At 62.5% G+C, this 22,554-nt stretch carries 23 protein-coding genes; 7 read left to right on the top strand and 16 right to left on the bottom strand.

The features are described 5' to 3' along the window. Nucleotides 1–187 precede the first annotated feature (187 nt). The 4 genes from ahpF to AC6JBC_RS04795 all read right to left on the bottom strand — a co-directional run bounded on the left by ahpF (nucleotide 188) and on the right by AC6JBC_RS04795 (nucleotide 3,749). On the bottom strand, nucleotides 188–1,768 hold the full coding sequence (gene ahpF, locus AC6JBC_RS04810; RefSeq protein WP_498025681.1) for an alkyl hydroperoxide reductase subunit F: 1,581 nt from the start codon (nucleotides 1,766–1,768) through the stop codon (nucleotides 188–190). 160 nt (nucleotides 1,769–1,928) lie between these two features. Continuing rightward, nucleotides 1,929–2,492: an alkyl hydroperoxide reductase subunit C gene (gene ahpC / locus AC6JBC_RS04805; protein ID WP_498025680.1), complete on the bottom strand. Its 564-nt coding sequence runs from the start codon at nucleotides 2,490–2,492 to the stop codon at nucleotides 1,929–1,931. 117 nt (nucleotides 2,493–2,609) lie between these two features. Further along, a complete protein-coding gene (betI, locus tag AC6JBC_RS04800) occupies nucleotides 2,610–3,272 on the bottom strand; it encodes a transcriptional regulator BetI (protein ID WP_498025679.1) in 663 nt (220 codons plus the stop codon). A 132-nt stretch (nucleotides 3,273–3,404) separates the two neighbouring features. Beyond that, a complete protein-coding gene (locus AC6JBC_RS04795; protein WP_498025677.1) occupies nucleotides 3,405–3,749 on the bottom strand; it encodes an ArsR/SmtB family transcription factor in 345 nt (114 codons plus the stop codon). A 287-nt stretch (nucleotides 3,750–4,036) separates the two neighbouring features. Here AC6JBC_RS04795 and AC6JBC_RS04790 point away from each other — a divergent pair, with 287 nt between their 5' ends. Continuing rightward, the gene (locus AC6JBC_RS04790) at nucleotides 4,037–5,176 is read left to right on the top strand and encodes a site-specific DNA-methyltransferase (RefSeq protein ID WP_498025676.1); all 1,140 of its coding nucleotides are present in this window, start codon (nucleotides 4,037–4,039) and stop codon (nucleotides 5,174–5,176) included. A gap of 114 nt (nucleotides 5,177–5,290) precedes the next feature. Beyond that, the gene (gene folP, locus AC6JBC_RS04785) at nucleotides 5,291–6,415 is read left to right on the top strand and encodes a dihydropteroate synthase (protein ID WP_498025674.1); all 1,125 of its coding nucleotides are present in this window, start codon (nucleotides 5,291–5,293) and stop codon (nucleotides 6,413–6,415) included. 272 nt (nucleotides 6,416–6,687) lie between these two features. Here the strand turns inward: folP and AC6JBC_RS04780 are convergent, their stop codons facing one another. From AC6JBC_RS04780 to glmM, 5 genes are all read right to left on the bottom strand, one after another. Further along, complete coding sequence (locus AC6JBC_RS04780) at nucleotides 6,688–7,344, bottom strand: L,D-transpeptidase family protein (protein WP_498026001.1); 657 nt, start codon at nucleotides 7,342–7,344, stop codon at nucleotides 6,688–6,690. 357 nt (nucleotides 7,345–7,701) lie between these two features. Then, nucleotides 7,702–8,301 (bottom strand): ribonuclease HII, encoded by a 600-nt coding sequence (gene rnhB, locus AC6JBC_RS04775; protein WP_498025672.1) that lies wholly within the window; start codon nucleotides 8,299–8,301, stop codon nucleotides 7,702–7,704. Beyond that, nucleotides 8,294–9,055, bottom strand: coding sequence for a bifunctional hydroxymethylpyrimidine kinase/phosphomethylpyrimidine kinase (gene thiD, locus AC6JBC_RS04770; RefSeq protein ID WP_498025671.1), 762 nt, complete (start codon nucleotides 9,053–9,055; stop codon nucleotides 8,294–8,296). Before thiD ends, rnhB begins: the two co-directional genes overlap by 8 nt. Next, a complete protein-coding gene (locus AC6JBC_RS04765; protein ID WP_498025670.1) occupies nucleotides 9,052–9,276 on the bottom strand; it encodes a DUF1272 domain-containing protein in 225 nt (74 codons plus the stop codon). The genes thiD and AC6JBC_RS04765 overlap by 4 nt, the downstream gene beginning before the upstream one ends. After that, entirely contained in the window at nucleotides 9,276–10,616 is a 1,341-nt protein-coding gene (gene glmM, locus AC6JBC_RS04760) for a phosphoglucosamine mutase (protein WP_498025669.1), read from the bottom strand. The genes AC6JBC_RS04765 and glmM overlap by 1 nt, the downstream gene beginning before the upstream one ends. 89 nt (nucleotides 10,617–10,705) lie before the next feature. Here glmM and AC6JBC_RS04755 point away from each other — a divergent pair, with 89 nt between their 5' ends. Further along, nucleotides 10,706–12,103, top strand: coding sequence for an alanine/glycine:cation symporter family protein (locus AC6JBC_RS04755; protein WP_498025668.1), 1,398 nt, complete (start codon nucleotides 10,706–10,708; stop codon nucleotides 12,101–12,103). Nucleotides 12,104–12,167: 64 nt separating this feature from the next. Here AC6JBC_RS04755 and AC6JBC_RS04750 read toward each other — a convergent pair whose 3' ends face one another. The 5 genes from AC6JBC_RS04750 to AC6JBC_RS04730 all read right to left on the bottom strand — a co-directional run bounded on the left by AC6JBC_RS04750 (nucleotide 12,168) and on the right by AC6JBC_RS04730 (nucleotide 14,995). Then, nucleotides 12,168–12,350 (bottom strand): CsbD family protein, encoded by a 183-nt coding sequence (locus AC6JBC_RS04750; protein WP_464787090.1) that lies wholly within the window; start codon nucleotides 12,348–12,350, stop codon nucleotides 12,168–12,170. Nucleotides 12,351–12,490: 140 nt separating this feature from the next. After that, entirely contained in the window at nucleotides 12,491–13,024 is a 534-nt protein-coding gene (gene rpsI / locus AC6JBC_RS04745; protein ID WP_464787091.1) for a 30S ribosomal protein S9, read from the bottom strand. Continuing rightward, entirely contained in the window at nucleotides 13,024–13,503 is a 480-nt protein-coding gene (gene rplM / locus AC6JBC_RS04740; protein WP_082919614.1) for a 50S ribosomal protein L13, read from the bottom strand. Before rplM ends, rpsI begins: the two co-directional genes overlap by 1 nt. Before the next feature lie 131 nt (nucleotides 13,504–13,634). Beyond that, complete coding sequence (cutA, locus tag AC6JBC_RS04735; protein WP_449473607.1) at nucleotides 13,635–13,955, bottom strand: divalent-cation tolerance protein CutA; 321 nt, start codon at nucleotides 13,953–13,955, stop codon at nucleotides 13,635–13,637. Continuing rightward, entirely contained in the window at nucleotides 13,952–14,995 is a 1,044-nt protein-coding gene (locus AC6JBC_RS04730; RefSeq protein ID WP_498025666.1) for a COX15/CtaA family protein, read from the bottom strand. Before AC6JBC_RS04730 ends, cutA begins: the two co-directional genes overlap by 4 nt. Nucleotides 14,996–15,135: 140 nt before the next feature. Between AC6JBC_RS04730 and AC6JBC_RS04725 the strand changes: the two genes are divergently transcribed. Beyond that, nucleotides 15,136–17,172 carry a hybrid sensor histidine kinase/response regulator gene (locus tag AC6JBC_RS04725; RefSeq protein WP_498025665.1) on the top strand — a complete coding sequence of 679 codons (2,037 nt, stop codon included), beginning with the start codon at nucleotides 15,136–15,138 and terminating at the stop codon, nucleotides 17,170–17,172. A 218-nt stretch (nucleotides 17,173–17,390) separates the two neighbouring features. On the opposite strand, the gene AC6JBC_RS04720 is transcribed toward AC6JBC_RS04725, so the two are convergent. Both AC6JBC_RS04720 and AC6JBC_RS04715 read right to left on the bottom strand, forming a co-directional pair. After that, nucleotides 17,391–18,020: a 2-dehydro-3-deoxy-6-phosphogalactonate aldolase gene (locus AC6JBC_RS04720; protein WP_498025664.1), complete on the bottom strand. Its 630-nt coding sequence runs from the start codon at nucleotides 18,018–18,020 to the stop codon at nucleotides 17,391–17,393. Next, a complete protein-coding gene (locus tag AC6JBC_RS04715; protein WP_498025662.1) occupies nucleotides 18,017–18,919 on the bottom strand; it encodes a 2-dehydro-3-deoxygalactonokinase in 903 nt (300 codons plus the stop codon). Before AC6JBC_RS04715 ends, AC6JBC_RS04720 begins: the two co-directional genes overlap by 4 nt. Before the next feature lie 96 nt (nucleotides 18,920–19,015). Between AC6JBC_RS04715 and AC6JBC_RS04710 the strand changes: the two genes are divergently transcribed. From AC6JBC_RS04710 to AC6JBC_RS04700, 3 genes are read left to right on the top strand one after another with little or no spacing between them, the layout of a single operon-like run. Beyond that, nucleotides 19,016–20,818, top strand: a complete 1,803-nt coding sequence (locus tag AC6JBC_RS04710) for an IlvD/Edd family dehydratase (protein ID WP_498025660.1) — start codon at nucleotides 19,016–19,018, stop codon at nucleotides 20,816–20,818. Between the two features lie 17 nt (nucleotides 20,819–20,835). Beyond that, nucleotides 20,836–21,765, top strand: coding sequence for a Gfo/Idh/MocA family protein (locus tag AC6JBC_RS04705; RefSeq protein WP_498025658.1), 930 nt, complete (start codon nucleotides 20,836–20,838; stop codon nucleotides 21,763–21,765). 17 nt (nucleotides 21,766–21,782) lie between these two features. Next, nucleotides 21,783–22,541 carry a FadR/GntR family transcriptional regulator gene (locus AC6JBC_RS04700; protein WP_498025656.1) on the top strand — a complete coding sequence of 253 codons (759 nt, stop codon included), beginning with the start codon at nucleotides 21,783–21,785 and terminating at the stop codon, nucleotides 22,539–22,541. The last annotated feature ends 13 nt before the right edge of the window (nucleotides 22,542–22,554 follow it).

Genomic DNA, 22,554 nt, shown 5'->3' with positions numbered 1-22,554 from the left:
GGCTCTACTTGCTTAAAGAGAGAGCTTCGACATTCGAACGAGGCAAGTGACTCGTTAGGACAGCCCGAACGGGGGTGAGGGATTCAATCAAGAGGTACGCCCCCCCCCTCGACCCAGCACCCTAAGAAGCGGCCGCCACCGGGCCTGGGGGCGACCGCTTCCCAGCCCCCGCTCAGGGGCTGTCTCGTCAGGCTGCTTGCGCCGCCTCTTCCGAAGCGGGCAGGCGGATAAGATAATCGAAGGCAGACAGTGCCGCAGTCGATCCTGCCCCCATGGCGATCACGATCTGCTTGTAGGGCACGGTCGTGCAGTCGCCCGCAGCGAATATGCCTGGCTGACTCGTTTCGCCCCTGGCGTCAATCTCGATCTCTCCGCGCGGCGACAGCGCGATCGCGTCCTTCAACCATTCCGTGTTCGGGACCAGCCCGATCTGTACGAAAATGCCCTCCAGCTCGACATCATGCTCGGTGCCATAGTTGCGGTCCTTGTAGGAAAGGCCCGTAACCCTGGCGCCGTCGCCGTCGACCTTGGTCGTGAGCGCGGACGTGATGATCCGCACATTGGGCAGGCTGGCGAGCTTGCGCTGCAACACCGCGTCGGCGCGCAACTGGCTATCGAACTCGATCAGCGTCACATGGGCGACGATACCGGCGAGATCGATCGCCGCCTCGACACCACTGTTACCGCCACCGATCACCGCCACGCGCTTGCCCTTGAACAGTGGGCCGTCGCAGTGCGGGCAGTAGGCAACGCCCTTGTTGCGATATTCATCCTCGCCCGGCACGCCCATCTGCCGCCACCGCGCGCCCGTGGACAGGATCACGGTGCGCCCTTTCAGCGACGCGCCATTTTCCAGCACAACCTCATGATAGCCGCCTTCACTCTGGGCCGGGATCAACTTGGCCGCCTTTTGCAGGTTCATGATCTCGACATCATAATCCTTTACATGCGCTTCCAGCTGCGCGGCGAGCTTTGGCCCCTCCGTGTGGCTCACCGAGACGAAATTCTCGATCGCCATCGTGTCGAGCACCTGCCCGCCGAAGCGTTCCGCCGCAACACCTGTACGGATACCCTTGCGCGCCGCATAGATCGCCGACGCGGCACCGGCCGGACCACCGCCCACCACCAGTACTTCAAAAGGCTCCTGGGCCTTGATCTTCTCCGCCGCCCGATCCGCCGCGCCGCTGTCGATCCTGGCGACGATCTGCTCCAGTTCCATCCGCCCGGAGGCGAAGGGCTCGCCATTCAGGAACACGGTCGGCACCGCCATCACCTGCCGCGCATCCACCTCTTCCTTGAACAGCGCGCCATCGATGGCGACATGCTTGATCCGCGGATTGAGCACGCTCATCAGGTTCAGCGCCTGCACCACATCGGGGCAGCTCTGGCACGACAGCGAGAAATAGGTTTCGAAACTGAAGTCCCCGTCCAGATCCTTGATCTGCTGGATCACATCCTGCGCCGCTTTGGACGGATGACCACCCACCTGCAGCAGGGCAAGCACCAGCGAGGTGAACTCATGCCCCATCGGGATGCCCGCAAAGGTCACGCCGATATCGGTGCCCGCCCGCCGGATCATGAAACTGGGCTTGCGCCTGTCATTGCCGGAGGTGACGGTCACCTTGTCCGACAGTTCAGCGATCTCGTTCAGCAAGCCTTCCAGCTCGCGCGACTTCGCGCCTTCGTCCAGCGACGCCACCAGCTCGATCGGCTGCGTGATGTTCGCCATATAGGCCTTCAGCTGGCCTTTCAGATTTGCGTCCAACATCTTCGTAGCTCCATTGAATTGGCGCACCGCACGGGGCACGCAGGTCCGCTTTCCGGACGATCAACCCGAAGGTCCGGTATGGAAGCGGCTAAAATGTTTGAATAAACCCCCGCCGGGCCGGGGAGTTGCTCAACCCGGCCCGGCGAAAGGTCAGATAGAGTTAGATCTTGCCGACGAGGTCGAGCGACGGGGCCAGGGTTTCTTCACCCTCTTCCCACTTGGCCGGGCACACTTCGCCGGGGTGGGCGGCGACATATTGCGCAGCCTTGACCTTGCGGAGCAGCTCGGTCGCGTTGCGGCCGACGCCTTCCGAAGTGATTTCCATGAACTGGATCACGCCTTCGGGATCGACCAGGAAGGTCGCGCGGTCGGCCAGGCCAACGCCCGGACGCATCACGTCGAAATTGTTGGTGATCTGGCCCGACTGGTCGCCCAGCATATAATAGTTGATCTTGCTGATCGCGGGCGAGGTGTCGTGCCATGCCTTGTGGCTGAAGTGTGTGTCGGTCGAAACCGAATAGACTTCCACGTTCAGCGACTGCAGCGTCGGGTAGATGCCTGCCAGATCTTCAAGCTCCGTCGGACACACGAAGGTGAAGTCGGCGGGGTAGAAGAAGAAGATCGCCCACTTGCCCTTCACGTCCTGGTCGGTGACATCGACGAACTTGCCTTCCTTGAAAGCGGTCGCCTTGAACGGCTTGATGCTGGTATTGATGAGAGCCATGGGCTTTCCAGTTCCTTCTTAGGGTTGCTGTTGCCCGGCCTATGTAGGGAGGTAGCAGGATAAGGGGAAATTGCTTTTCTTCACACCACTGATTGAGAAAAGCGATCAACCCTCCAATCATTGATCGACCGGCTCATCCCTTGGCTTCTGAAGGACATAGGTCATCGCTTCCCTCGCCATCTCCAGGGCCTCATCGATAGTGAAGGTCGAGGAATCGAGGCACAGCTCCAGCCACAGCCCATCCAGCATCGCGGTCAAACCAATCGCCGCGATCCGCGCAGCCGGACGCGGAATCTGTGGCGCGGCTTCTCGCAACAACACCTCCAAGCGCTCGCGCGATCCGCCATAGGTTTCCGCATGCGTGGCGGCGATCTCGGGACTGGTCTTCACCAGGCTCCAAAAGGAAATCCAGGTCGCCAGCAAATTGGGGTCCAGCACCGGCGGCCGCAAATTCGCCCTTATATAAGCCCACAGCCGGTCAAGCGGATCAGGCCCCGCCTCTGCCACGGCCTGCTCCAGCGCCGCCGCCACCTTCTTTCCAACATCGCGGTAGGTGGCGAGGATAAGGGCATCGACACCATCGAAATAATGGGTCAGCAATCCCGCCGACACGCCCGCCCGCGCGCAGATCGCCCGGACGGAAGTTGCGGCCACGCCCTTCTCTGCAAGGCACTGCGCCGTCGCTTCGATCAGCGCCTGACGCCTGACATCGGGTGACTCTCTGACAAAACGCGCCCGCCCTCGTCTCCCGTCAAGGCGGCTTGCAATCTTCTGCTCCACGTCAATTTCCCGTCACCATGCCGCACCCCCTCGGGGCGGCCCACCCCGCCCCCCTTCCCGCAACAAGGATCACCGCGCCTTCGATCACCATTTAGGCCAGCAATGCAAGGGGAATTATGGCGCGCAGCGCCTTCAGGCAGGCTCGCTCAATTCTTCCAAAGCGGTAAATCGCTGCGACCACAACGCCCCGTAAATCGCCATCCATTGCACGACCGGAGCCAGGCCCTTCACCCGTGCCGCATAATAGGTCTCACGCCCCGCCCGGCGAGCCGTCACCAGCCGCGCCCGCCTCAGCTTCCCCAGATGCCGCGACACCATCGGTTGCGATACATCGGAGACAGCTGTCAGGGCATGCACGCTCTGCTCCCCCTCCTTCACCAGATATTCCAGCAACGCCCGCCGCGTCCCGTCGGAAAGCGCCTTGAATAGTTCGTCACATGCCGCCGAGCGGTCGCCACTTGAAACAGGATCATTCATTGCGAACTCATAACCAAATGATTATGAGTAGAACAAGCGAAGACCGTTTTTGATGGGTCGAAGCGACGTTAACCAAAAAAAGTTGGCGAGGTCCAGCAGCTGAGTCTTTTGAGTCACACCACCTGATATTGAGTCCCTTGGCTAAATCCGGACTCAACATGTCGTGTCTACCTCTTTCGTTCTCACGCTGTTAACTTTTGTCTGAGGCTCAATGGCTAAGCCGTTGATCTTGACGCCGGACTCCCGACGACTCAACGCTGGTCCTCGAAACATATGGGGGTCACATAATGGGTGTCATGGAACGCGTCGCACCGCGGCGTAAAAGGGCGGTTGCGCCGATTGAAAAAGAGGCGGTCAACGTCCCGGCAAACTGCCTGCTGCGCGGCGACTGCATCGCGGAAATGGCCAAGCTGCCCGACGCCTGCATCGACATGATCTTCGCCGATCCGCCCTATAATCTTCAGTTGGGCGGCGACCTGTTCCGCCCCGAAGGCGGCCGGGTGGATGCCGTGGACAATGACTGGGACAAATTCGATACGCTCAGCAGCTATGACCGCTTTACGAAGGCATGGCTGGCGCAGGCCCGCCGCATCCTGAAACCCAACGGCTCCATCTGGGTGATCGGCAGCTATCACAACATCTTCCGCGTCGGCACTGCATTGCAGGATGAGGGCTTCTGGATTCTCAACGACATCATCTGGCGCAAGTCCAACCCCATGCCCAATTTCAAGGGCACCCGCTTCACCAATGCGCATGAAACGCTGATCTGGGCCAGCCAGGGCGAGGACGCCAAATATACCTTCAACTATAAAGCGATGAAGACGCTCAATGACGAGCTTCAGATGCGCTCCGACTGGGTGCTGCCGATCTGCGGCGGTCAGGAACGGCTGAAGCGCAACGGGACGAAGGCGCACCCGACGCAAAAGCCCGAATCCCTGCTCTACCGCGTGCTTCTGGCCTGCACGAAGCCCGGCGACGTCGTGCTCGATCCCTTCTTCGGCACCGGCACCACAGGCGCCGTCGCCAAGCGCCTCGGCCGCAAATGGATCGGCATCGAACGCGAAGACAGCTATATCGAAGTCGCGATGGAACGCATCGAAGCCGCCCTGCCGCTGGACGAATCCGCCCTCACCATCATGCAGAGCGCCAAGAGCCAGCCCAAGGTCGCCTTCGGCACGCTCGTCGAAACCGGCTATCTTCAGCCCGGCGCGATCCTGACCGACGCGAAGCGCCGCTGGCAGGCCACTGTGCGCGCGGACGGCTCGCTTTGCATCGGCACCGATACGGGCTCGATCCACAAGATCGGCGCAACCCTGCAAAATGCGCCCAGCTGCAACGGCTGGACCTTCTGGCACCATGAAGTCGAAGGCTCACTCAAGCCGATCGACTCGCTGCGCCAGACCTACCTGCTAGCGAACGAGCCCTGAGATAATCAGACCCCAAAATTCAAACCAACCTCCGTTCGGGCTGAGCCTGTCGAAGCCCTTTTCTTTTCTTTAATAGGAAAGACCCTTCGACAGGTTCAGAATGACCGGGAAAATATGACCCTTTCCACTCTCCCCCAGGACGCCCGGCTCTACCTGAAGCCCACATGGTTCGTCCCCTCCCCCATCGGCCTGCCCGATGGGTCAGCCGCGCGCATGGCCAACGGGCTCATCTGGTTCCAGGCCTATGAGCTAACCGCACTTCAAGGCTCCCACCGCCTCACCCGAACCACCATCCCGGTGGCGCAGTTCGCCGAAACCATCGCCACCCTCCCCGACGCGCTCGCCGAACGAGCCCAGCGGCTCGCAACAAACATCTCCGCCCAACGCCAGCCGCTCGCGCTAGGCGATCGCACCATTCGCTTCGACGCGCCGCAGGTCATGGCGATCCTCAACGTCACACCCGACAGCTTCTCCGATGGCGGCAAGCATATGGACGACCCGCAAGCCGCAGCGGACGCAGGCTTCGCCATGGCGGCCGCAGGCGCCGCGCTGATCGACATAGGCGGCGAATCCACCCGCCCCAAAGCGCCCAAGGTCTGGGAAGGCGACGAAATTGCCCGCGTCGTCCCCGTCATCGAAAAGCTCGCAGCGGCAGGCATCCCTGTCTCCATCGACACCCGCAAAGCGTCCGTCATGGAAGCGGCTCTCGCAGCAGGTGCAAAGGTCATCAACGATGTCAGCGCCCTAGCCCACGACCCGCGCGCGATGGAAGTCGCGGCGCGCGCAGCCTGCCCCGTCATCCTGATGCATGCGCCCTCCTCCGGCGATGACCCGCACGACAATCCCGGCGGCTATGGCGATGTCGTCGCCGACGTGTTCGACATGCTCGAAAGCCGCATCGAGGCGTGCGTGGCGGCAGGCATCACACGCGACAGGATCATGATCGATCCGGGCCTGGGATTCGGCAAATCGCTCGCCGACAATCTCGCGCTGGTCAACGGCCTAGCCACCTTCCAGGGCCTCGGCGTGCCACTCCTCTTCGCCGGAAGCCGCAAGCGTCTGATCGGCGCCCTGTCCAACGAAGCCCCCGCCCCCGACCGCCTCGGCGGCTCCATAGCCCTCGCCTTCCGCGCCGCGCAATCGGGCGCACAAATGGTCCGCGTCCATGATGTGAAGGAAAGCGTGCAGGCCCTGCACCTATGGCGCGGCCTCGCCGACGCAGGACTCAGCGCAGTCTAGAACACCCTTGCCCCCAACCATTCGCCCGAAGCCAATGCGTCTGAATTAAGGCTCCTTTTGCGTCACCCCGGGCTTGACCCGGGGTCCCGCTGTCTCGGCAGCCCCAGATTAGAGCGGGACCCCGGATCAAGTCCGGGGTGACGATCACTCAACCTTGATCATATTTCAGCGGGGCGTGTTCCGGTTCCCCTCCCGTTTCAGGCTAAACGAAGTAGAATCCTTCAGCAGAGCGGAGTGAAGGCATTAACGCCGGGAAACCCACGCCTCTACGGCTACCACCGCCGCAACCTCGGCCGAAACACGCTGGGATCAATCGCCAGTACAGGAGCATCCCTAGCGGCCAATTCAACCTTCTCCACCACCGGCGGCTTGCCACCCGGCGTGAAAGTAACCACCGCCGTCCCCGGATCATCCAGCACCAGCCGATCCAACATCAACGCAGGCCCCAACGCATCCGCATTCACCCGAACCAGCGTCCCAAGCTGCGTCATCCCAAACAATGTCCGGGCAAAGGCGGTAGGCAATCTTATGCAACCATGGCTCGCCGGATAACCCGGATTATGCCCCGCATGCAGCGCTACCCCATCCCATGTCAGCCTTTGCATGAACGGCATCGGCGCATTGCTGTAGAGATTGGACCGATGCCATTCCCGCTTTTGCAGGATCGTGAACTCGCCGGTCGGCGTCCGATGCCCCGCCGTGCCCGTTGACACGCTCGCCACGCCCACCAGCCGGTCACCGCTATAGACATGCACGATCTGCCGCTGAAGGCTGATGATCAGGTAGAGCGGCCCATCGAACGGCCCTTCCTCCAGCCAACGATAGCCGCCCGGCTGCACCACTTCGCCATCCAGAATCGCCGGCGCAGCAGCAGCTTCACGCGTCGGCGAAAGAGAAGCTATGGCGACCAGCGCCAACAGGAACGGCATCACGCGCATGAAGACTTTCTTAGCCATAATGCGCGGCTGCACCAGTCGGGAAGCGGTCTACTGGTCACTATTCTTAATCCCATTGCGACACAGGTTAAGAATGCTCATCTGTTCCGCATAGGGCGCACAAGATTGATCGGGCAGTCGGCATCTCTGCTGTCTCGGAAAATGCGGACGACAAGCGCAATGACTGATCTGCTGACGCCGGTAGAATCATGGGAAGGGCCGAACCCCTCCTTGGCATGATCCAACCCGATCTGATCGGACGCTCAGCCGTTCAATCGGCTGCCTGATCCTGTTCGATGCCAGTGGGATGATGCGACCAAGCGCCGCACCGTCAATTTCGCCCTATCGATCCTATAGCAAGACCAGCTGCGCAACCGGGGCAAAGCTGCGACGATGCAGCGGCGTCGGCCCATGTTCCCGCAGCGCCGCCAGATGCATCGGGCTGCCATAGCCCTTGTTACTTTCCCAGCCATAATGCGGGTGCGCCGCCGCCGCCTCTATCATCATGCGGTCGCGCGCTTCCTTGGCCAATATCGACGCGGCGGCGATCGACAGGCATTTGGCATCGCCCTCCACCACAGCCGTCGATGCCCACCGCCATTTCGGGCAACGATTGCCGTCCACCAGCACATGCGCACAATCATGCGCCAGCGCCTCGACCGCCCGCGTCATCGCCAGCATCGTCGCCCACAGGATATTGATCTCGTCAATCTCTTCGACCGACGCGACCCCGATCCCCCAGCACAGCGCCCGCACCTTGATTTCGACCTCCAGCATAGCGCGCCGCGCGGCGGTCAGCTGTTTGCTGTCGTTAAGGCCATCCGGGCAATCCTCCTGCCGCAGGATGACGGCAGCGGCCACAACCGGCCCCGCAAGCGGCCCCCTGCCTGCTTCGTCAACGCCTGCGACCAGGCCCGGATGATGCAACCTCTCATGCGCAAAATCAGGCATGTTGGTGAAACCCGAACGGCGCCCCCATAGGCCCATGACCCTGCCCCAGACCCGGCGCCAACATCAACGCTTCCCGAACATATTTACGAGCAAATTCAATAGCTTCTACCAGGCCTGAACCCTGCCCCAACCGAGCAGCAATGGCACTGGCCAAGGTACACCCGGTCCCATGCGTATGAATCGTTTCAATTCGCGCATTGCTCCATGACTTTACCAACCCCTGCGGCCCAATCAGCCGATCGGTCAGCATTGCCCCCTCGCCATGCCCACCCTTCGCCAGCACATGCGTACCGAACCGGATCGCAATCTCCTCGCCCCCCAACGCCTCCAGCTCCGGAATATTCGGCGTCACCAAAGTCGCCAGCGCCATCAACCGCTCAAACGCTGCAATCGTCGCTTCATCCGCCAGCACCGATCCACTGGTAGCGACCATCACCGGATCGAATATAATCGGGACGCCGACCAATTCGGCCAGCCGATCAGCAACAGCTTCCGCAGTTTCAGCCGAACCGATCATCCCGATCTTCACCGCATCCACGCCGATATCGCTGATGACGCTCTCCATCTGCCGCAGCACCATGTCAGTGGGCACCGCATGCACGCCCTGCACCCCCAGCGTATTTTGGGCAGTAATCGCAGTGATCGCCGTCATCGCATGCCCGCCCAGCAGCGTGACTGTACGGATATCCGCCTGAATGCCAGCACCCCCGCCACTGTCCGACCCGGCGATGATCAAAATGCGCGCGGGCTTCATCCCTTGTAATGACGCTCGGTAGAGGCGGGATGGCGCGCAAGCGCATCGCCTGTGCGCGTCGGCCGGTCCATCAGTTCCCCGCCGCAATTAGGGCAACGATCATCAAGCGCCTCGGCACAGGCAGCGCAAAAGGTACATTCGAAAGAGCAGACAAACGCACCCGGCTCCGCAGCTGGCAGATTCACGCCGCAGCGTTCGCAATCAGGACGCATGTCCAGCATCAGGCTGCCACCCTCGCCACCGCGTCACATATCCGATCGACAACATCCTTCACCTGATCTTCCCGATCACCCTCGGCCATGACACGGATTACAGGCTCCGTGCCGGACGGACGAATGACCAATCGGCCGCAGCCATTGAGTTCACTCTCCGCCTGCGCGATCACCCGCTTGACCTCCTCATGCTCCAGCGGCTTGCCTCCGGAAAAGCGGACATTCTTGAGTAGTTGCGGCACGGGATCAAACTGATGCAGCACTTCGCTGGCGGGCTTGCCAGCGCGGACAAGCGCCGCGAGCACCTGCAGCGCTGCAACGGTCCCGTCGCCGGTCGTCGCATAGTCGGACAGGATCATGTGACCCGACTGTTCACCGCCGACATTGAAGCCGCCCGCGCGCATTCGCTCCAGCACATAACGATCCCCAACCTTGGTGCGCTCGAGATTAATGCCTTGCGCAGCCAGATAGCGCTCCAAACCGAGGTTGGACATAACCGTCGCAACCAATCCGCCGCCCCTCAGCAATCCGTCGCGTGCAAAATTGCTCGCGATCAACGCCATGATCTGATCGCCATCAACGATCTGGCCTTTCTCATCCACGACGATCAGCCGGTCGGCATCGCCGTCAAGAGCGATCCCGATGTCCGCACCGGAGGAGACGACCGTCTCCTGGCACAGAAGCGGAGAGGTCGATCCGCAACCATCATTGATATTGATACCGTTCGGCGTCACCCCAATCGCGATCACCTCTGCGCCCAATTCCCACAGAGCCGATGGCGCGACCTGATAAGCGGCGCCGTTCGCGCAATCGACGACGATCTTCAGCCCGTCGAGGCGAAGGTCGGCGGGAAAGCTGGACTTGACCGCATGGATGTAGCGGCCCCGGGCGTCTTCGACCCGGCGCGCACGTCCGATTTCCGATGATACTGCAAGCGGAATCTCCTGCTCCAGCATCGCTTCGATCTTCAGCTCATCTTCATCGGACAGTTTGTAGCCATCGGGTCCGAACAGCTTGATACCGTTGTCGGCATAGGGATTGTGACTGGCCGAAATCATGACCCCCAAATCTGCCCGCATCGAATGAGCAAGCAGCGCCACGGCAGGCGTTGGAATCGGCCCGAATTGGACGACATCCATCCCCACCGCAGTGAACCCCGCGACCAGCGCGTTTTCGACCATATAGCCGGACAGGCGCGTGTCCTTGCCGATCACAACCCGATGCCTATGACTCCCCCGCTGGAAATGCTTCCCGGCGGCCATTCCGACCTTCATCGCGAGTTCCGCGGTCATCGGCCATTGGTTCGTACGGCCCCTGATCCCGTCGGTGCCGAAATAACGCCTACTCATGATTTCTGTCCTGCAACGCGACCTAAGTTGCCGTCGTCCATAGCAATCTTTGTTCGACTTTCCACTGGCCAGCAGTCATCCCATAGCAGATGGACGGTTTCAATGCAGCGGTGGACGCGCTTTCAAGTGCGGTCTTCTTCAAGGTGCCCGTCATGGGTACTCGGATCGAACTGATCGTCCTCTATCTTGCGGTCCCGATGTTGTTTTTCACCATCTGGCTAGGCTTTCCCAATGTCCGCGCAGTGGGGAGGGCGCTACGGATATTGCGGACCCAGCCAGGCGCAGGCGAGGCCACGGGCGACGTCAGTCAGTGGGGCGCTTTGACCACGGCGCTCGCCGGGACGATCGGCCTCGGCAACATCGCCGGGGTCGCGGTTGCGTTGACCATGGGAGGGCCGGGCGCGATCTTGTGGATGTTCGTGATCGGCTGGTTCGCAATGACCGTGAAGATGGCCGAAGTGACACTCGGCCTCAAATACCGGACATTCGATCAGCGCGGCCATGTGCATGGCGGCCCCATGTATGTGCTCAGAGCCATCGGCACCGCGCGAGGCTGGAACCGCCTTGGACTTACGCTCGGCGGCCTTTACGCCTTCTTCGCCCTGTTTGGCGCGATCCCGATGGTGCAGGTTAACCAGAGCTTCGCGCAGGTGAAGGTTGTGACCGGTCTCTCTAACGGTTGGGCCTATGGCGTGCTTCTCGCCGCCGCCGTGGCGCTCGTGACACTGGGCGGCGCGGCATGGCTCGGCGAGGTCGCGAAACGGCTGACCCCACTCAAGGTGGCCGTCTATCTCATTGGTGTCGCTGCCGTCCTCATCATCCACGCGCCAGCTATACCCGACGCATTGGCCCAGATATGGCACGGCGCCTGGAATGGCAGCGCGGCCACGGGGGGCGCTGTCGGGGCCTTCGTCTCGGGAATGAGGCGAGCGGTCTTTGCGAGCGAGGCCGGTGTCGGCTCCGCGGTGATGGCCCACAGCCTAGCAAGGGTACGCCATCCGGTTTCAGAAGGGCTGGTGGCCCTGCTCGAACCGCTGCTTGGAACGATGATCGTCTGTTCGGTGGGTGGTCTGGCGCTGGTCGTCGCGGGCACTTGGACATCGGGACTGGAGGGCATCGCAATCACCTCTGCCGCCTTCGCGCAAGTGTTACCATGGTTTCCATGGCTGCTAGCCGTCGTCGTTGTGCTGTTCGCCTATTCCACGCTTGTCGCATGGGGCTTTTACGGCCTTCAGGCTTGGGGGTATCTGTTCGGTCATGGGCCAAAGGCGCAGTGGAGCTACAAAATCCTCTACATCGTCACGCTGCCCCCTGCTGCTGCGATCGACCTAGGCCGGGTCGTGGACATCGTCGATAGCAGTTTCTTCCTGATGGCGATTCCCAACGTCATTGCGCTTTATCTCTGCGCGGGGGAACTGCGGCGAGATGTGCGGGCCTATCTGAGCGAAGCGGAAGAACATGCCTCACCAAGCGGACTTAAGGACTAACCGATAAGCGAAAGGCCCCACCAGTTGGCGAGGCCTCTCTTAAATCATATCGGATTAGGTTGGGTCAGATCTTGTCGCCAAGCGCACCTTTCACGGACCCTTTTATGTCCTGAGCGGTGCCCTTAGCCTTCTGCGCCTTTCCTTCTGCAACCAGATCAGCATCATTCTGGTGCCGACCTGCGGCTTCCTTTGCCGCTCCAGCAATCTTATTGCCTGCCGCTTTAACCTTGTCAGTCATTTCACCCATAACGTCCTCCTATCGAAAGCTACGATGGGTCAACAACTTGGAGTGACCGAAGGTTGCCACCGGTACGATTGCGCAACGGTTGCAGACAAAGAAAAAGGGGCCGGAAAACCGGCCCCTTCCAAAATGCTGGTAGCTGACGCTTAGCGCTTCGAGAACTGGAAGCTGCGGCGAGCCTTGGCGCGACCGTACTTCTTACGCTCGACGGTGCGGCTGTCGCGGGTCAGGAAGCCTTCGGCCTTGACCGCGCTGCGCAGCGCCGGTTCGTACTTCGACAGAGCCTGGGCGATGCCGTGCTTCACAGCGCCAGCTTGGCCCGAGAGACCACCGCCCTTGACGGTGGCGATCACGTCATACTGACCTTCACGCTCAGTGATGCCGAAGGGCTGGTTGATCACCAGACGCAAGGTCGGGCGAGCGAAATACACTTCCTGATCGCGGCCGTTGACCGTGATCTTGCCGGTGCCGGGCTTCACCCAGACGCGGGCGACGGCATCCTTACGGCGGCCGGTCGCATAAGCACGGCCAAGGCTGTCGATTTCCTGGGCGCGCAGCGGAGCCGAGGGCTGAACAGGAGCGATCGGCGCGTCGGCAGCGACGGTCTCACCAGCAGCGGGCGCGGGAGCGTTGGTGGTCAGCGACGCGAGGTCGGACAGGGACTGACGGTTATCGGACATTATGCACCCACCTTGTTCTTGCGGTTGCGCGATGCGAAATCGAGCACTTCGGGGTTCTGCGCTTCGTGCGGATGTTCAGCACCGGCGAAGATGCGCAGGTTGCGCATCTGCTGACGGCCGAGGGGACCACGGGGGATCATGCGCTCAACAGCCTTTTCCAGGACGCGCTCGGGGAAACGGCCTTCCAGAATCTTGGCAGGCGTGGTTTCCTTGATGCCGCCGGCATAGCCGGTGTGCTTGTAGTAAACCTTGTCGGTCAGCTTGCGGCCGGTGAACTTCACCTTGTCCGCGTTGATGATGATAACATTGTCACCACAATCGACGTGGGGCGTGAAGCTGGTCTTGTGCTTGCCGCGAAGGATGTTCGCGACGGTCGAGGCGAGGCGGCCGACGACGAGACCTTCCGCGTCGATCAGGATCCACTTCTTTTCGACCGTTGCCGGGGTTGCCGGCTTAGTGGTCTTCATCAGCGCCTTCATGGTGCCAATCTCCAGAATGAAATAGTGAATTGAACGCGTTTTGAGGGCGTTCAAAGATGGGCGCTAATGACCGGCGAGGTTCAGGAAGTCAAGAGATTCGGCGGGTTTCCTGACGGGTAAAATAATACCCGTCACTTCGTGATCTGTTCGGCCACCCATTTTGCGTAGCGTAAATCGGCACTTTCCACCGGTAATGCGAGGATCGCGGGCACTTCATAGTCGTGAAGTTCCGCGATGCGCGCCATCAGGGCGTCGCGGCGCGAGGGCGTGGTCTTGAACAGCACCGGCACCTCCGCGGCGCTTTCCAGCACCCCGTTCCATTCATAGAGAGATGTCGCAGCCCCGAGCATGTTGGCGCAGGCGGCCAGCCCTTCCCCGATAAGCTGGCGCGCGACGCGGTCGGCGGCCTCCGCCGAGCCGAAGAGCGTGTAGACAAGCGCGACGCCGCTCACCCCCGGCGCGACCCGATCGCATGCGCGCCCCAGGCGGCCGAAGCGACGACAAGCGCACCGACCGCCTGATGAAGCACCGCGAGGGGCAAGGCGATGCCGCTGACGACAGTGGCGATGCCCAGCGCGATCTGCGTGCCGACGGCGGCATTGATGGCGATCGAGGGACCGCGACGCCCTGCCCGCTTTGCCTTACGCGCAAGCAGGATCAACATCGTAGCGGCAACCCATGCCCACCAACGATGGATGAAATGGACGAGATAAGGGTCGCTGGACAAGGTCGCCCAAAGCGATCCCAGCCACGAAATCCCCTCCGGCACGAGATGGTCGTTCATGAGCGGCCATGTGTTCGAGACATAACCGGCATCGAGCCCAGCGGTGAACGCGCCGAACATCAGCTGGACCAACAGCACCAGCAGGGCGACCAGCGCAAAAGGCCTTAGCGCAGCCGGACGGGCGGCAGGGTTCCGCGCCAAGGCAAACAGATCAAGCGCGGTCCAGATGAGGCCACCCATGATGAAGAGTGCCGTCAGCAGATGAACCGCGAGCCGGTAATGGCTGACATCGGTGCGCACGGACAGGCCAGAAGTCACCATCCACCAGCCGATTGCGCCCTGAAGCCCCCCCAGTGCCAGCAAAGCGACCAGACGCCAGCCATAGCCGTAGGGGATAGCGCGGCGAAAGGCGAACCACAGGAGCGGTAGGGCGAAGGCGAGGCCTATCAATCGTCCAAGCAGCCGATGCACCCATTCCCAGAAGAAGATGAACTGGAAATCGGACAGGGTCATGCCCTGCCGCAATTGCTGATATTCGGGGATTTGCTGATAGAGGCGAAACGCGTCCATCCACTGATCATGGGTCAGCGGTGGAATGGCGCCGGTAATCGGTTTCCACTGCGTTATCGACAGGCCCGATTCAGTCAGCCGGGTGATGCCGCCCACCACCACCATGCAGAAAACGAGCGCTGCCACCGTGAGCAGCCAGCGGGCGATCGCGACGGGACGGGAAACATCCATGGCCGGGCGAAGGGCAAGTTCAGTCATGGCGCCGATCCATGCGCCGATGCCCGGATTGTTGCAAGAGGGCGACCATAGGACAAAAGGTCGCAACGCTCCGTAACGACCGGATACAAATCACCGGACAGGCGTATCCCGTCTATGCACTTCTTAACAGAGGATAATCGATGAGCGCGCCGGCGACCGACATCGCCGGGATGATCGCTGCACATGGTCCGATCGGGGGTCTGACGGCGCACATCGGCGACGGGTCCCCTCTGGGGCCGGTCGATCAATGGTCGCCTGCGCTGATATCGACGGTGCGGCTGATGCTGTCGTCGAAAGCGGAGATCGTGCTATTCTGGGGGACGGACCTCTGCGCGCTCTATAATGAAGCCTATGCGCCGACGATTGGCGACAAGCATCCGGGGGCATTGGGCCGTCCGGCGCGGGAGAATTGGGCCGAACTGTGGGACGATCTGGAGCCGCTGCTGCTGTCGGTAATCAAAAAAGGCGAGACGGTGCATGCCAAGGATCGCCCCTTTTACATCGAGCGGGACAGTGGCCGTGGCGAGGAAGTCTATTTCGACATCAGCTATTCCCCCGTGTTCGAAGCGGACGGGTCGATTGGCGGGGCGCTGTGCATCGTCAATGAGACGACGCAGCGCGTCCGAACCGAGCGGGAGATGCTGGCGGATCGGAACCGATTGTGGACGCTGGCCCGCGACCCTTTTCTGATCGCCGACATGGACGGCACATGGCTGTCGGCCAGCCCCGCATGGACGGACATATTGGGATGGAGCCAGGAGGAGCTGATCGGCCGCACGTCGGAATGGATGGAGCATCCTGATGATGTCGCGCGCGTCCGGAACGAGGTTGATACGCTCCAGCAAGGCGTTCCCACGCTGCGCTTCGAAAACAGGTTCCGAACAAAGGATGGCGATTATCGCAACTTCAGCTGGACGGCGGTGCCCGACAACGGATTAATCTATTGCGTGGCTCGGGATGTCACCGAACAGCGCGCCCATGCCCGCGCGCTTGCCGAAGCGGAGGCGGCGTTGCGGCAGGCGCAGAAGATGGAGACGCTGGGCCAGTTGACCGGCGGCGTCGCCCATGACTTCAACAACCTGCTACAGGTCGTAACGGGCAATCTTGAACTGCTTCAGCGCGGCCTCAAAGACAATGAGCGGATGCGCCGGGCGGCGGACAATGCGATGTCGGGCGCGGAGCGCGCGGCCATGCTGACGCAGCGATTGCTCGCCTTTTCCCGCCGCCAGCCTTTGGCGCCCGAGCGCATCGATCCGAACCGGCTGGTGAGCCGCATGTCGGAGCTATTGGGCCACACATTGGGCGAGCGGATCGAGGTGGAGACGATCCAGACCGCGCGCGCCTGGCCGATCGAAGTCGATCTTAATCAGATGGAAAATGCGCTGTTGAACCTGGCGGTCAATGCGCGCGATGCGATGCCCGATGGCGGCAAGCTGACCATCGAGGTCGCCAATACGCATATCGATGACCGTTACGCGGCGCAGGAAGAGGATGTGCAGCCCGGGCAATATGTGCTGATCAGCCTGTCGGACACGGGACAGGGCATGGATGCGGAGACGTTGAGCCACGCGATCGAGCCGTTCTTCACCACCAAGGAGGTGGGCCGGGGCACCGGGCTTGGGCTGTCCATGGTCTATGGTTTCATCAAGCAATCCGGGGGCCATATCCGGGTTTATTCGGAGGTCGGCGAAGGGACGAGCGTCAAGATTTACCTCCCCCGTTTCCATGGACTGGTGCCAGCAAATGATCAGTTGGAGGAGGCGCCGCGCCCGGTCGTGAGCGGGGGCGATGAGACGGTTCTGGTGTGCGAGGATGACGATAAGGTCCGCGCTTATGCGGTCGAGGTGCTGAACGAACTGGGATATCGGGTGATCGAGGCCAGTAACGGAGCGGCGGCGCTGGACGCGCTGGAGCAGGCCCCGGTGCCGGTCGATCTGCTGTTCACCGATGTGGTGCTGCCCGGTGGGATGACGGGCGCGGACGTTGCGCGGGAAGCGGCGGCGAGGCGGCCGGAGCTTAAGATCCTGTTCGCGACCGGATATGCGCGCAACGCGATATTCCACCATGGGCGGTTGGACCCGGGGGTGGAGTTGCTGACCAAGCCTTTCACTTATGCGGAGCTGGCGGGGAAAGTGCGTGAGGTGTTGGACCGGCGGGAAGAGCAGCGGGTGGGTTAGTGGTTTTTTTGGGGGGCGCGCTTCGCTTTGTTCAGCGGAAGGCTTCGGCTTCGCTTAGCCTGAACGGGGTGAGAGGCCTTGCCTGTTCAACCTCTCGCCTTCTGTCCAGATTTCTCGAACCCGTTCGGGCTGAGCTTGTCGAAGCCCTTCCCTTCTAAAAGGAAGTAGAGCCCTTCGACAGGCTCAGGGAGAACGGATGATGGGTAGCGTGGCGCTCTTTAGTCGAGCGCGCGCCACGCTTCGACCAACGCTTTAGCGCGCTCCGCCACGGTCGCGGCATTGTCGCCAGGGCGGTACAGGGCGCCGCCGACGCCGATACCTTCGCAGCCCGCGCCAAGCCATTGGTCGATCGTGTCGGCGCCGGTGCCTCCTACCGCCCAGAGGCCGACATGGCGCGGCAGCACTTCCTTGATGGCCTTTATATAGGCGGGACCGAGGCTGGCGGCGGGAAACAGCTTCAGGCGGCGGGCGCCAGCGCGGACGGCGGCGAAGCCTTCGCTGGGGGTCATGAAGCCGGGCAGCATGTCAAAGCCATATTGCGCGCCCCGGGCGATGACCGCCGGGTCGGTGTTGGGCGTGACCATGATGCGACCGCCGGTGCGGCGCAGATCGTCCACCGCTTCAACCGTCAGCACGGTGCCGCCGCCGATCAGCGCGGTCGCGCCGAATGCTTGCTGGAGCGCGGTGATGCTTTCGAAGGGTTCGGGCGAGTTCAGCGGCACTTCGATGATGCGGATACCCGCATCGATGAGGGCGGCGCCGATTTCCACCGCCTCTTCGGGACGAAGGCCGCGCAGGATAGCGGCGATGGGGGGTGCTCCGGCGGCGAGAAGGGAATCGAGGGTCATGCGGCATTCTCCGGAAGGGTGAGGCCAGCGAGGACGCAATCGTCGCCGCTTAAGGATTGGGACGGGAGGGCCTGCGCCTCAAGCGCCGCTGCATAGCGGGCGCAAAGGCGCTGGTCGCCGATGAGGGTGATGCCGCTTACTTCGCCGAGCATGGCGCGCACTTCGGCAATTTCGCAGCCGATGAGCAGGCCGGAGAGATAGCCAGCGGCCCAATCGGGGGACCGTCCTTCGCGCAGGCGTTTGGCGCGGGCGGCAAAGAGGCTGGTGAGGAGGCGGCCCTCCCCTGCCCCGTCGAGACCTTCGGCGAAACCTTCCGCTTCCTGGGCAGCGTCGGCGGGGGCGGCTTTCGGGCCGAGGGTGGAGTGATCGCGCAGCAGGGCGAAGAGTTCGCCGGTGGGCACGGTGCGAAAGCTGATGATGCGGCCATCCTCGACCAGCGACCATTTATTGTGCGTGCCGGGCAGGACGATGAGGTGGCGGCCCTGCGCAAGGTCGGGATTCCGGTGCATTGCGCCGAAGATTTGCGTTTCTTCGCCGCGCATGACGTCGGGCACGCCGTCCTTGTCGGTGCAGGCCAGGCCCGCGAGGATCGTGACGGGCGTGCCTTGCCAGTCGAAGCGCATGGCGGCGGCGCGCCATTGCTGCGCGGTGGCGGGGCAGGCCGCATAGGGCGCCTCCACCCAGCCATCGCGCGCGCCCGCCATGCCGCACAGGCGGATGGTGCCGGGGGTGCCATCTTCCAGCCAAGGCGCGATGGTTTGCGCGAAGGCTTCGGCGGCGTTCGCGCCCGCTTCGGCAATGCCGGGGCCTTCGCGGCGGGCGGTGACTTGCCCCTGCTCCATGCGGAAGAGGCGCAGGCGGCTGGTGCCCCAGTCGCCGACGACGTCATAGCTGCTCATGCCGAAGTCATTCCGTTCTTGTCTGCTTATTTGTATGAGTATATGCAACGGCCGATAGCGTCAATGCGTCGCTCAGCTTTGCTTTCAGGAATTCCCATGGCCGCTTCGTCTCAGCCCGACCGGAAATTGCGCAGCCGCGCCTGGTTCGACAATCCCGACAATATTGACATGACGGCGCTCTATGTGGAGCGTTATCTGAACTTTGGGCTGAGCCTGGAGGAGCTGCGCAGTGGCAAGCCGATCATCGGCATCGCGCAGACGGGGAGCGACCTGTCGCCCTGTAACCGGCATCATCTGGTGCTGGCCGAGCGGATTCGCGAAGGCATCCGCGAGATGGGCGGCATAGCGCTCGAATTTCCGGTCCACCCGATCCAGGAAACGGGCAAGCGGCCGACCGCCGGGCTGGACCGGAACCTTGCCTATCTGGGGCTGGTCGAGGCTTTGTACGGCTATCCGATCGATGGCGTGGTGCTGACGACAGGCTGCGACAAGACGACGCCCGCGCTGCTGATGGCGGCGGCGACGGTGAATGTCCCCGCGATTGCGCTCTCGGTCGGGCCGATGCTCAATGGCTGGTACAAGGGGCAGCGGACGGGGTCGGGCACGATCGTCTGGCATGCGCGGCAGCTGCTGGCGGCGGGGAAGATCGATGATGAGGGCTTTATCAAGCTTGTGGCTTCGTCGGCGCCCTCGACCGGATATTGCAACACGATGGGCACCGCGACGACGATGAACTCCCTGGCCGAGGCGCTTGGGATGATGTTGCCGGGATCGGCGGCTATCCCTGCGCCTTATCGCGATCGGCAGGAAGCCGCGTGGCGCACCGGCAAGCGGATCGTGGAGATGGTGGCGGAGGATTTGAAGCCGTCCGACATATTGACGCTGGATGCCTTTCATAATGCGATCCTGGTGAACTCCGCCATCGGGGGATCGACCAATGCGCCGATCCATCTGGCGGCGATCGCGCGCCATGTCGGCGTCGAACTGCCGCTGAAGGATTGGGAGACGGTGGGGCATGACGTGCCGCTGCTGGTGAACCTGCAACCGGCGGGCGAATATCTGGGCGAGGATTATTATCATGCCGGGGGCGTGCCTGCGGTGGTGGGGCAGCTGATCGCGCAGGGCTTGATCCGCGAGGGCGCGATGACGGTCAATGGGCGGACGATGGGGGAGAATTGCCGGGATGTGGCGATCGAGGATGAGAATGTCATTCGGCCCTTCGCGCAGCCGTTGAAGGAGGAAGCGGGGTTCCTGGTGCTGTCGGGCAACCTGTTCGACGCGGCGATCATGAAGACGAGCGTCATCAGCGAGGAATTCCGCCAGCGATACCTGTCGAACCCCGCCGATCCCAACGCCTTTGAGGGACCGGCGGTCGTGTTCGACGGGCCGGAGGATTATCATGCGCGGATCGATGATCCGGCGGTGGGCATCACGCCCGACACGCTGATGTTCATGCGCGGCGCGGGGCCGATCGGCTATCCGGGCGCGGCGGAGGTCGTGAACATGCGGCCGCCCGCTTACCTGATCACCGAAGGCGTGTCCGCCCTGCCCTGCATCGGCGACGGGCGGCAGTCGGGGACGTCGGGAAGTCCGTCGATCCTCAACGCTTCGCCGGAGGCTGCGGCGATGGGCGGGCTGGCGCTGCTGAAGACCGGCGACCGCGTGCGGATGGATCTGGAGGCGCGGACGGTGAATGTGCTTATTCCCGACGAGGAGCTGGAGGCCCGGCGGGCGGCATTGCGGGCTGAGGGGGGTTATGCCTATCCCGCGTCGCAGACGCCGTGGCAGGAGATTCAGCGCGCGCTGGTGGGGCAGCTGGATAAGGGCGCGATCCTGGAGGGTGCGGAGAAATTCCAGCGGATTGCCCAGACTCAGGGCCTGCCGCGCGACAATCATTAATAGATAAGGGAAGCGGCATGAGCGGCATCATCAAGGCGGGGCTGGTTGGCTTGGGCAAGATCGCCCGCGACCAGCATCTGCCCGCTATCGAACAGACAGGCGGCATCGATCTGGTCGCGGTCGCCAGCCGGAATGCGCAGGCGGATGGGGTGAACAATTACCCTACGCTCGACGCGATGTTGGCGGGTGAGCCGGACATGAATGCGGTGATCCTGTGCCAGCCGCCGCAGGTGCGGTACGAAGCCGCGCGTAAGGCCATATTGGCGGGCAAGCATGTGTTTCTGGAAAAACCCCCCGGCGCGACGGTGACGGAGGTCGAGGCGCTCATTGCGCTGGCGAAGGCGCAGGGTGTGACGCTCTATGCGAGTTGGCACAGTCGCCATGCCGCCGCCGTGGCGCAGGCAAAGGCATGGCTCGCCGTGCGCAAGGTCACGCGCGTGTCGATCGAGTGGCGGGAAGATGTGCGGCACTGGCATCCGGGCCAGCCGTGGATTTGGGAAGCGGGCGGCTTTGGCGTGTTCGACCCCGGCATCAACGCGCTGTCCATCCTGACCGAAATCATGCCGGAGCCGGTGACGATGCTGTCCGCCAGCCTGGAAGTTCCATCCAATAAGGACGCCCCCATCGCCGCTGCCCTGAAGATGGCAAGCGCGTCGGGCGCGCCGATCGATGCAGCGTTCGACTGGCGGCAGACAGGTCCGCAGACATGGGACATTGCGGTCGAGACAGACGATGGCGCGCTGACCCTGTCAGAGGGTGGGAACCGCCTGACGCTGAACGGGGACGTCATGATGCAGGCCCCCGACCATGAATATCCCGATATGTACCGCCTGTTTGTCGAGCTGGTGGGCCAGGGCGCGATCGATGCGGATACCAGCCCCCTACGCCTGGTGGCTGACGCCTTCCTTTGCGGCAAGCATTGCCCTACGGCGGCGTTCGACGATTAGACAAAAGGAGCAAGGCATTGGGGAGGGAAGACCGGCATCCAGCCGAACGGAAGTTCGGACATGAGGAAGGCGGGCTTCGCATCCATCAGGCCATCGCCCGGCAGTTGGGCACAGCCATCGTCGCGGGAGTCCATAAACCCGGCGATATTTTCGAAGGCGAAATCGAGGCCGCCGAACGGCTGGGCGTGTCCCGCACCGCCTATCGGGAAGCGGTGCGCATTCTGGTGGCCAAGGGCATGCTGGAAAGCCGACCCAAGGCGGGCACCCGCGTCCTGCCGCGCAGCCGCTGGAATGTGCTGGACCCCGAAATGCTCGCCTGGATGTTCGCGGGAGAACCCGACCCGGCCTTCGTCCGCGATCTGTTTGAACTGCGCGGCGTGATCGAACCGGCAGCGGCGGAACTGGCAGCGCGACGGCGCACGGATGCGCAGCTTTTTGCCATGGAACAGGCGCTGATGAGCATGCGCGATCATGGCCTTTCGTCCGAAGAAGGGCGCGCGGCCGACCAGCGTTTTCACCACGCCATCCTTGCCGCGACGCAAAATGACGCTCTGGCTGCGTTGGCAAGTTCGGTGGGCGCGGCGGTCAGCTGGACCACGACATTCAAACAGCGCAAGAAGTCGCCGCCGCGCGATCCTTTCGCGGATCATCGCGCGGTGTTCGATGCGATCGCCTCGCAGGATGCGAATGAGGCGCGATTGGCGATGGCGGAGCTGCTGCGGCTGGCGCTTGCGGATATGGATGTTGCGCTTTCCGGGCCGGTGGCGGGTTCTTAGCTGGCCACACGAG

This window comes from Sphingobium sp. RC1 (genome assembly GCF_059738765.1).
Note: the sequence above shows the minus strand (reverse complement) of the source record. Positions and strands in the feature narration are given on the sequence as shown.

Coding starts and splice junctions, on each gene's coding strand:
- AC6JBC_RS04705 (WP_498025658.1), top strand. CDS start 20,836: ATGAGCGGCATCATCAAGGCGGGGCTGGTTGGCTTGGGCAAGATCGCC.
- AC6JBC_RS04780 (WP_498026001.1), bottom strand. CDS start 7,344: ATGCCGTTCCTGTTGGCGCTGGTCGCCATAGCTTCTCTTTCGCCGACG.
- AC6JBC_RS04720 (WP_498025664.1), bottom strand. CDS start 18,020: ATGACCCTCGATTCCCTTCTCGCCGCCGGAGCACCCCCCATCGCCGCT.
- ahpF (WP_498025681.1), bottom strand. CDS start 1,768: ATGTTGGACGCAAATCTGAAAGGCCAGCTGAAGGCCTATATGGCGAAC.
- AC6JBC_RS04755 (WP_498025668.1), top strand. CDS start 10,706: ATGGACGGTTTCAATGCAGCGGTGGACGCGCTTTCAAGTGCGGTCTTC.
- AC6JBC_RS04795 (WP_498025677.1), bottom strand. CDS start 3,749: ATGAATGATCCTGTTTCAAGTGGCGACCGCTCGGCGGCATGTGACGAA.
- glmM (WP_498025669.1), bottom strand. CDS start 10,616: ATGAGTAGGCGTTATTTCGGCACCGACGGGATCAGGGGCCGTACGAAC.
- rpsI (WP_464787091.1), bottom strand. CDS start 13,024: ATGTCCGATAACCGTCAGTCCCTGTCCGACCTCGCGTCGCTGACCACC.
- thiD (WP_498025671.1), bottom strand. CDS start 9,055: ATGAAGCCCGCGCGCATTTTGATCATCGCCGGGTCGGACAGTGGCGGG.
- AC6JBC_RS04710 (WP_498025660.1), top strand. CDS start 19,016: ATGGCCGCTTCGTCTCAGCCCGACCGGAAATTGCGCAGCCGCGCCTGG.
- AC6JBC_RS04790 (WP_498025676.1), top strand. CDS start 4,037: ATGGGTGTCATGGAACGCGTCGCACCGCGGCGTAAAAGGGCGGTTGCG.
- AC6JBC_RS04725 (WP_498025665.1), top strand. CDS start 15,136: ATGAGCGCGCCGGCGACCGACATCGCCGGGATGATCGCTGCACATGGT.
- rplM (WP_082919614.1), bottom strand. CDS start 13,503: ATGAAGGCGCTGATGAAGACCACTAAGCCGGCAACCCCGGCAACGGTC.
- ahpC (WP_498025680.1), bottom strand. CDS start 2,492: ATGGCTCTCATCAATACCAGCATCAAGCCGTTCAAGGCGACCGCTTTC.
- rnhB (WP_498025672.1), bottom strand. CDS start 8,301: ATGCCTGATTTTGCGCATGAGAGGTTGCATCATCCGGGCCTGGTCGCA.
- AC6JBC_RS04765 (WP_498025670.1), bottom strand. CDS start 9,276: ATGCTGGACATGCGTCCTGATTGCGAACGCTGCGGCGTGAATCTGCCA.
- AC6JBC_RS04715 (WP_498025662.1), bottom strand. CDS start 18,919: ATGAGCAGCTATGACGTCGTCGGCGACTGGGGCACCAGCCGCCTGCGC.
- folP (WP_498025674.1), top strand. CDS start 5,291: ATGACCCTTTCCACTCTCCCCCAGGACGCCCGGCTCTACCTGAAGCCC.
- AC6JBC_RS04750 (WP_464787090.1), bottom strand. CDS start 12,350: ATGGGTGAAATGACTGACAAGGTTAAAGCGGCAGGCAATAAGATTGCT.
- AC6JBC_RS04730 (WP_498025666.1), bottom strand. CDS start 14,995: ATGACTGAACTTGCCCTTCGCCCGGCCATGGATGTTTCCCGTCCCGTC.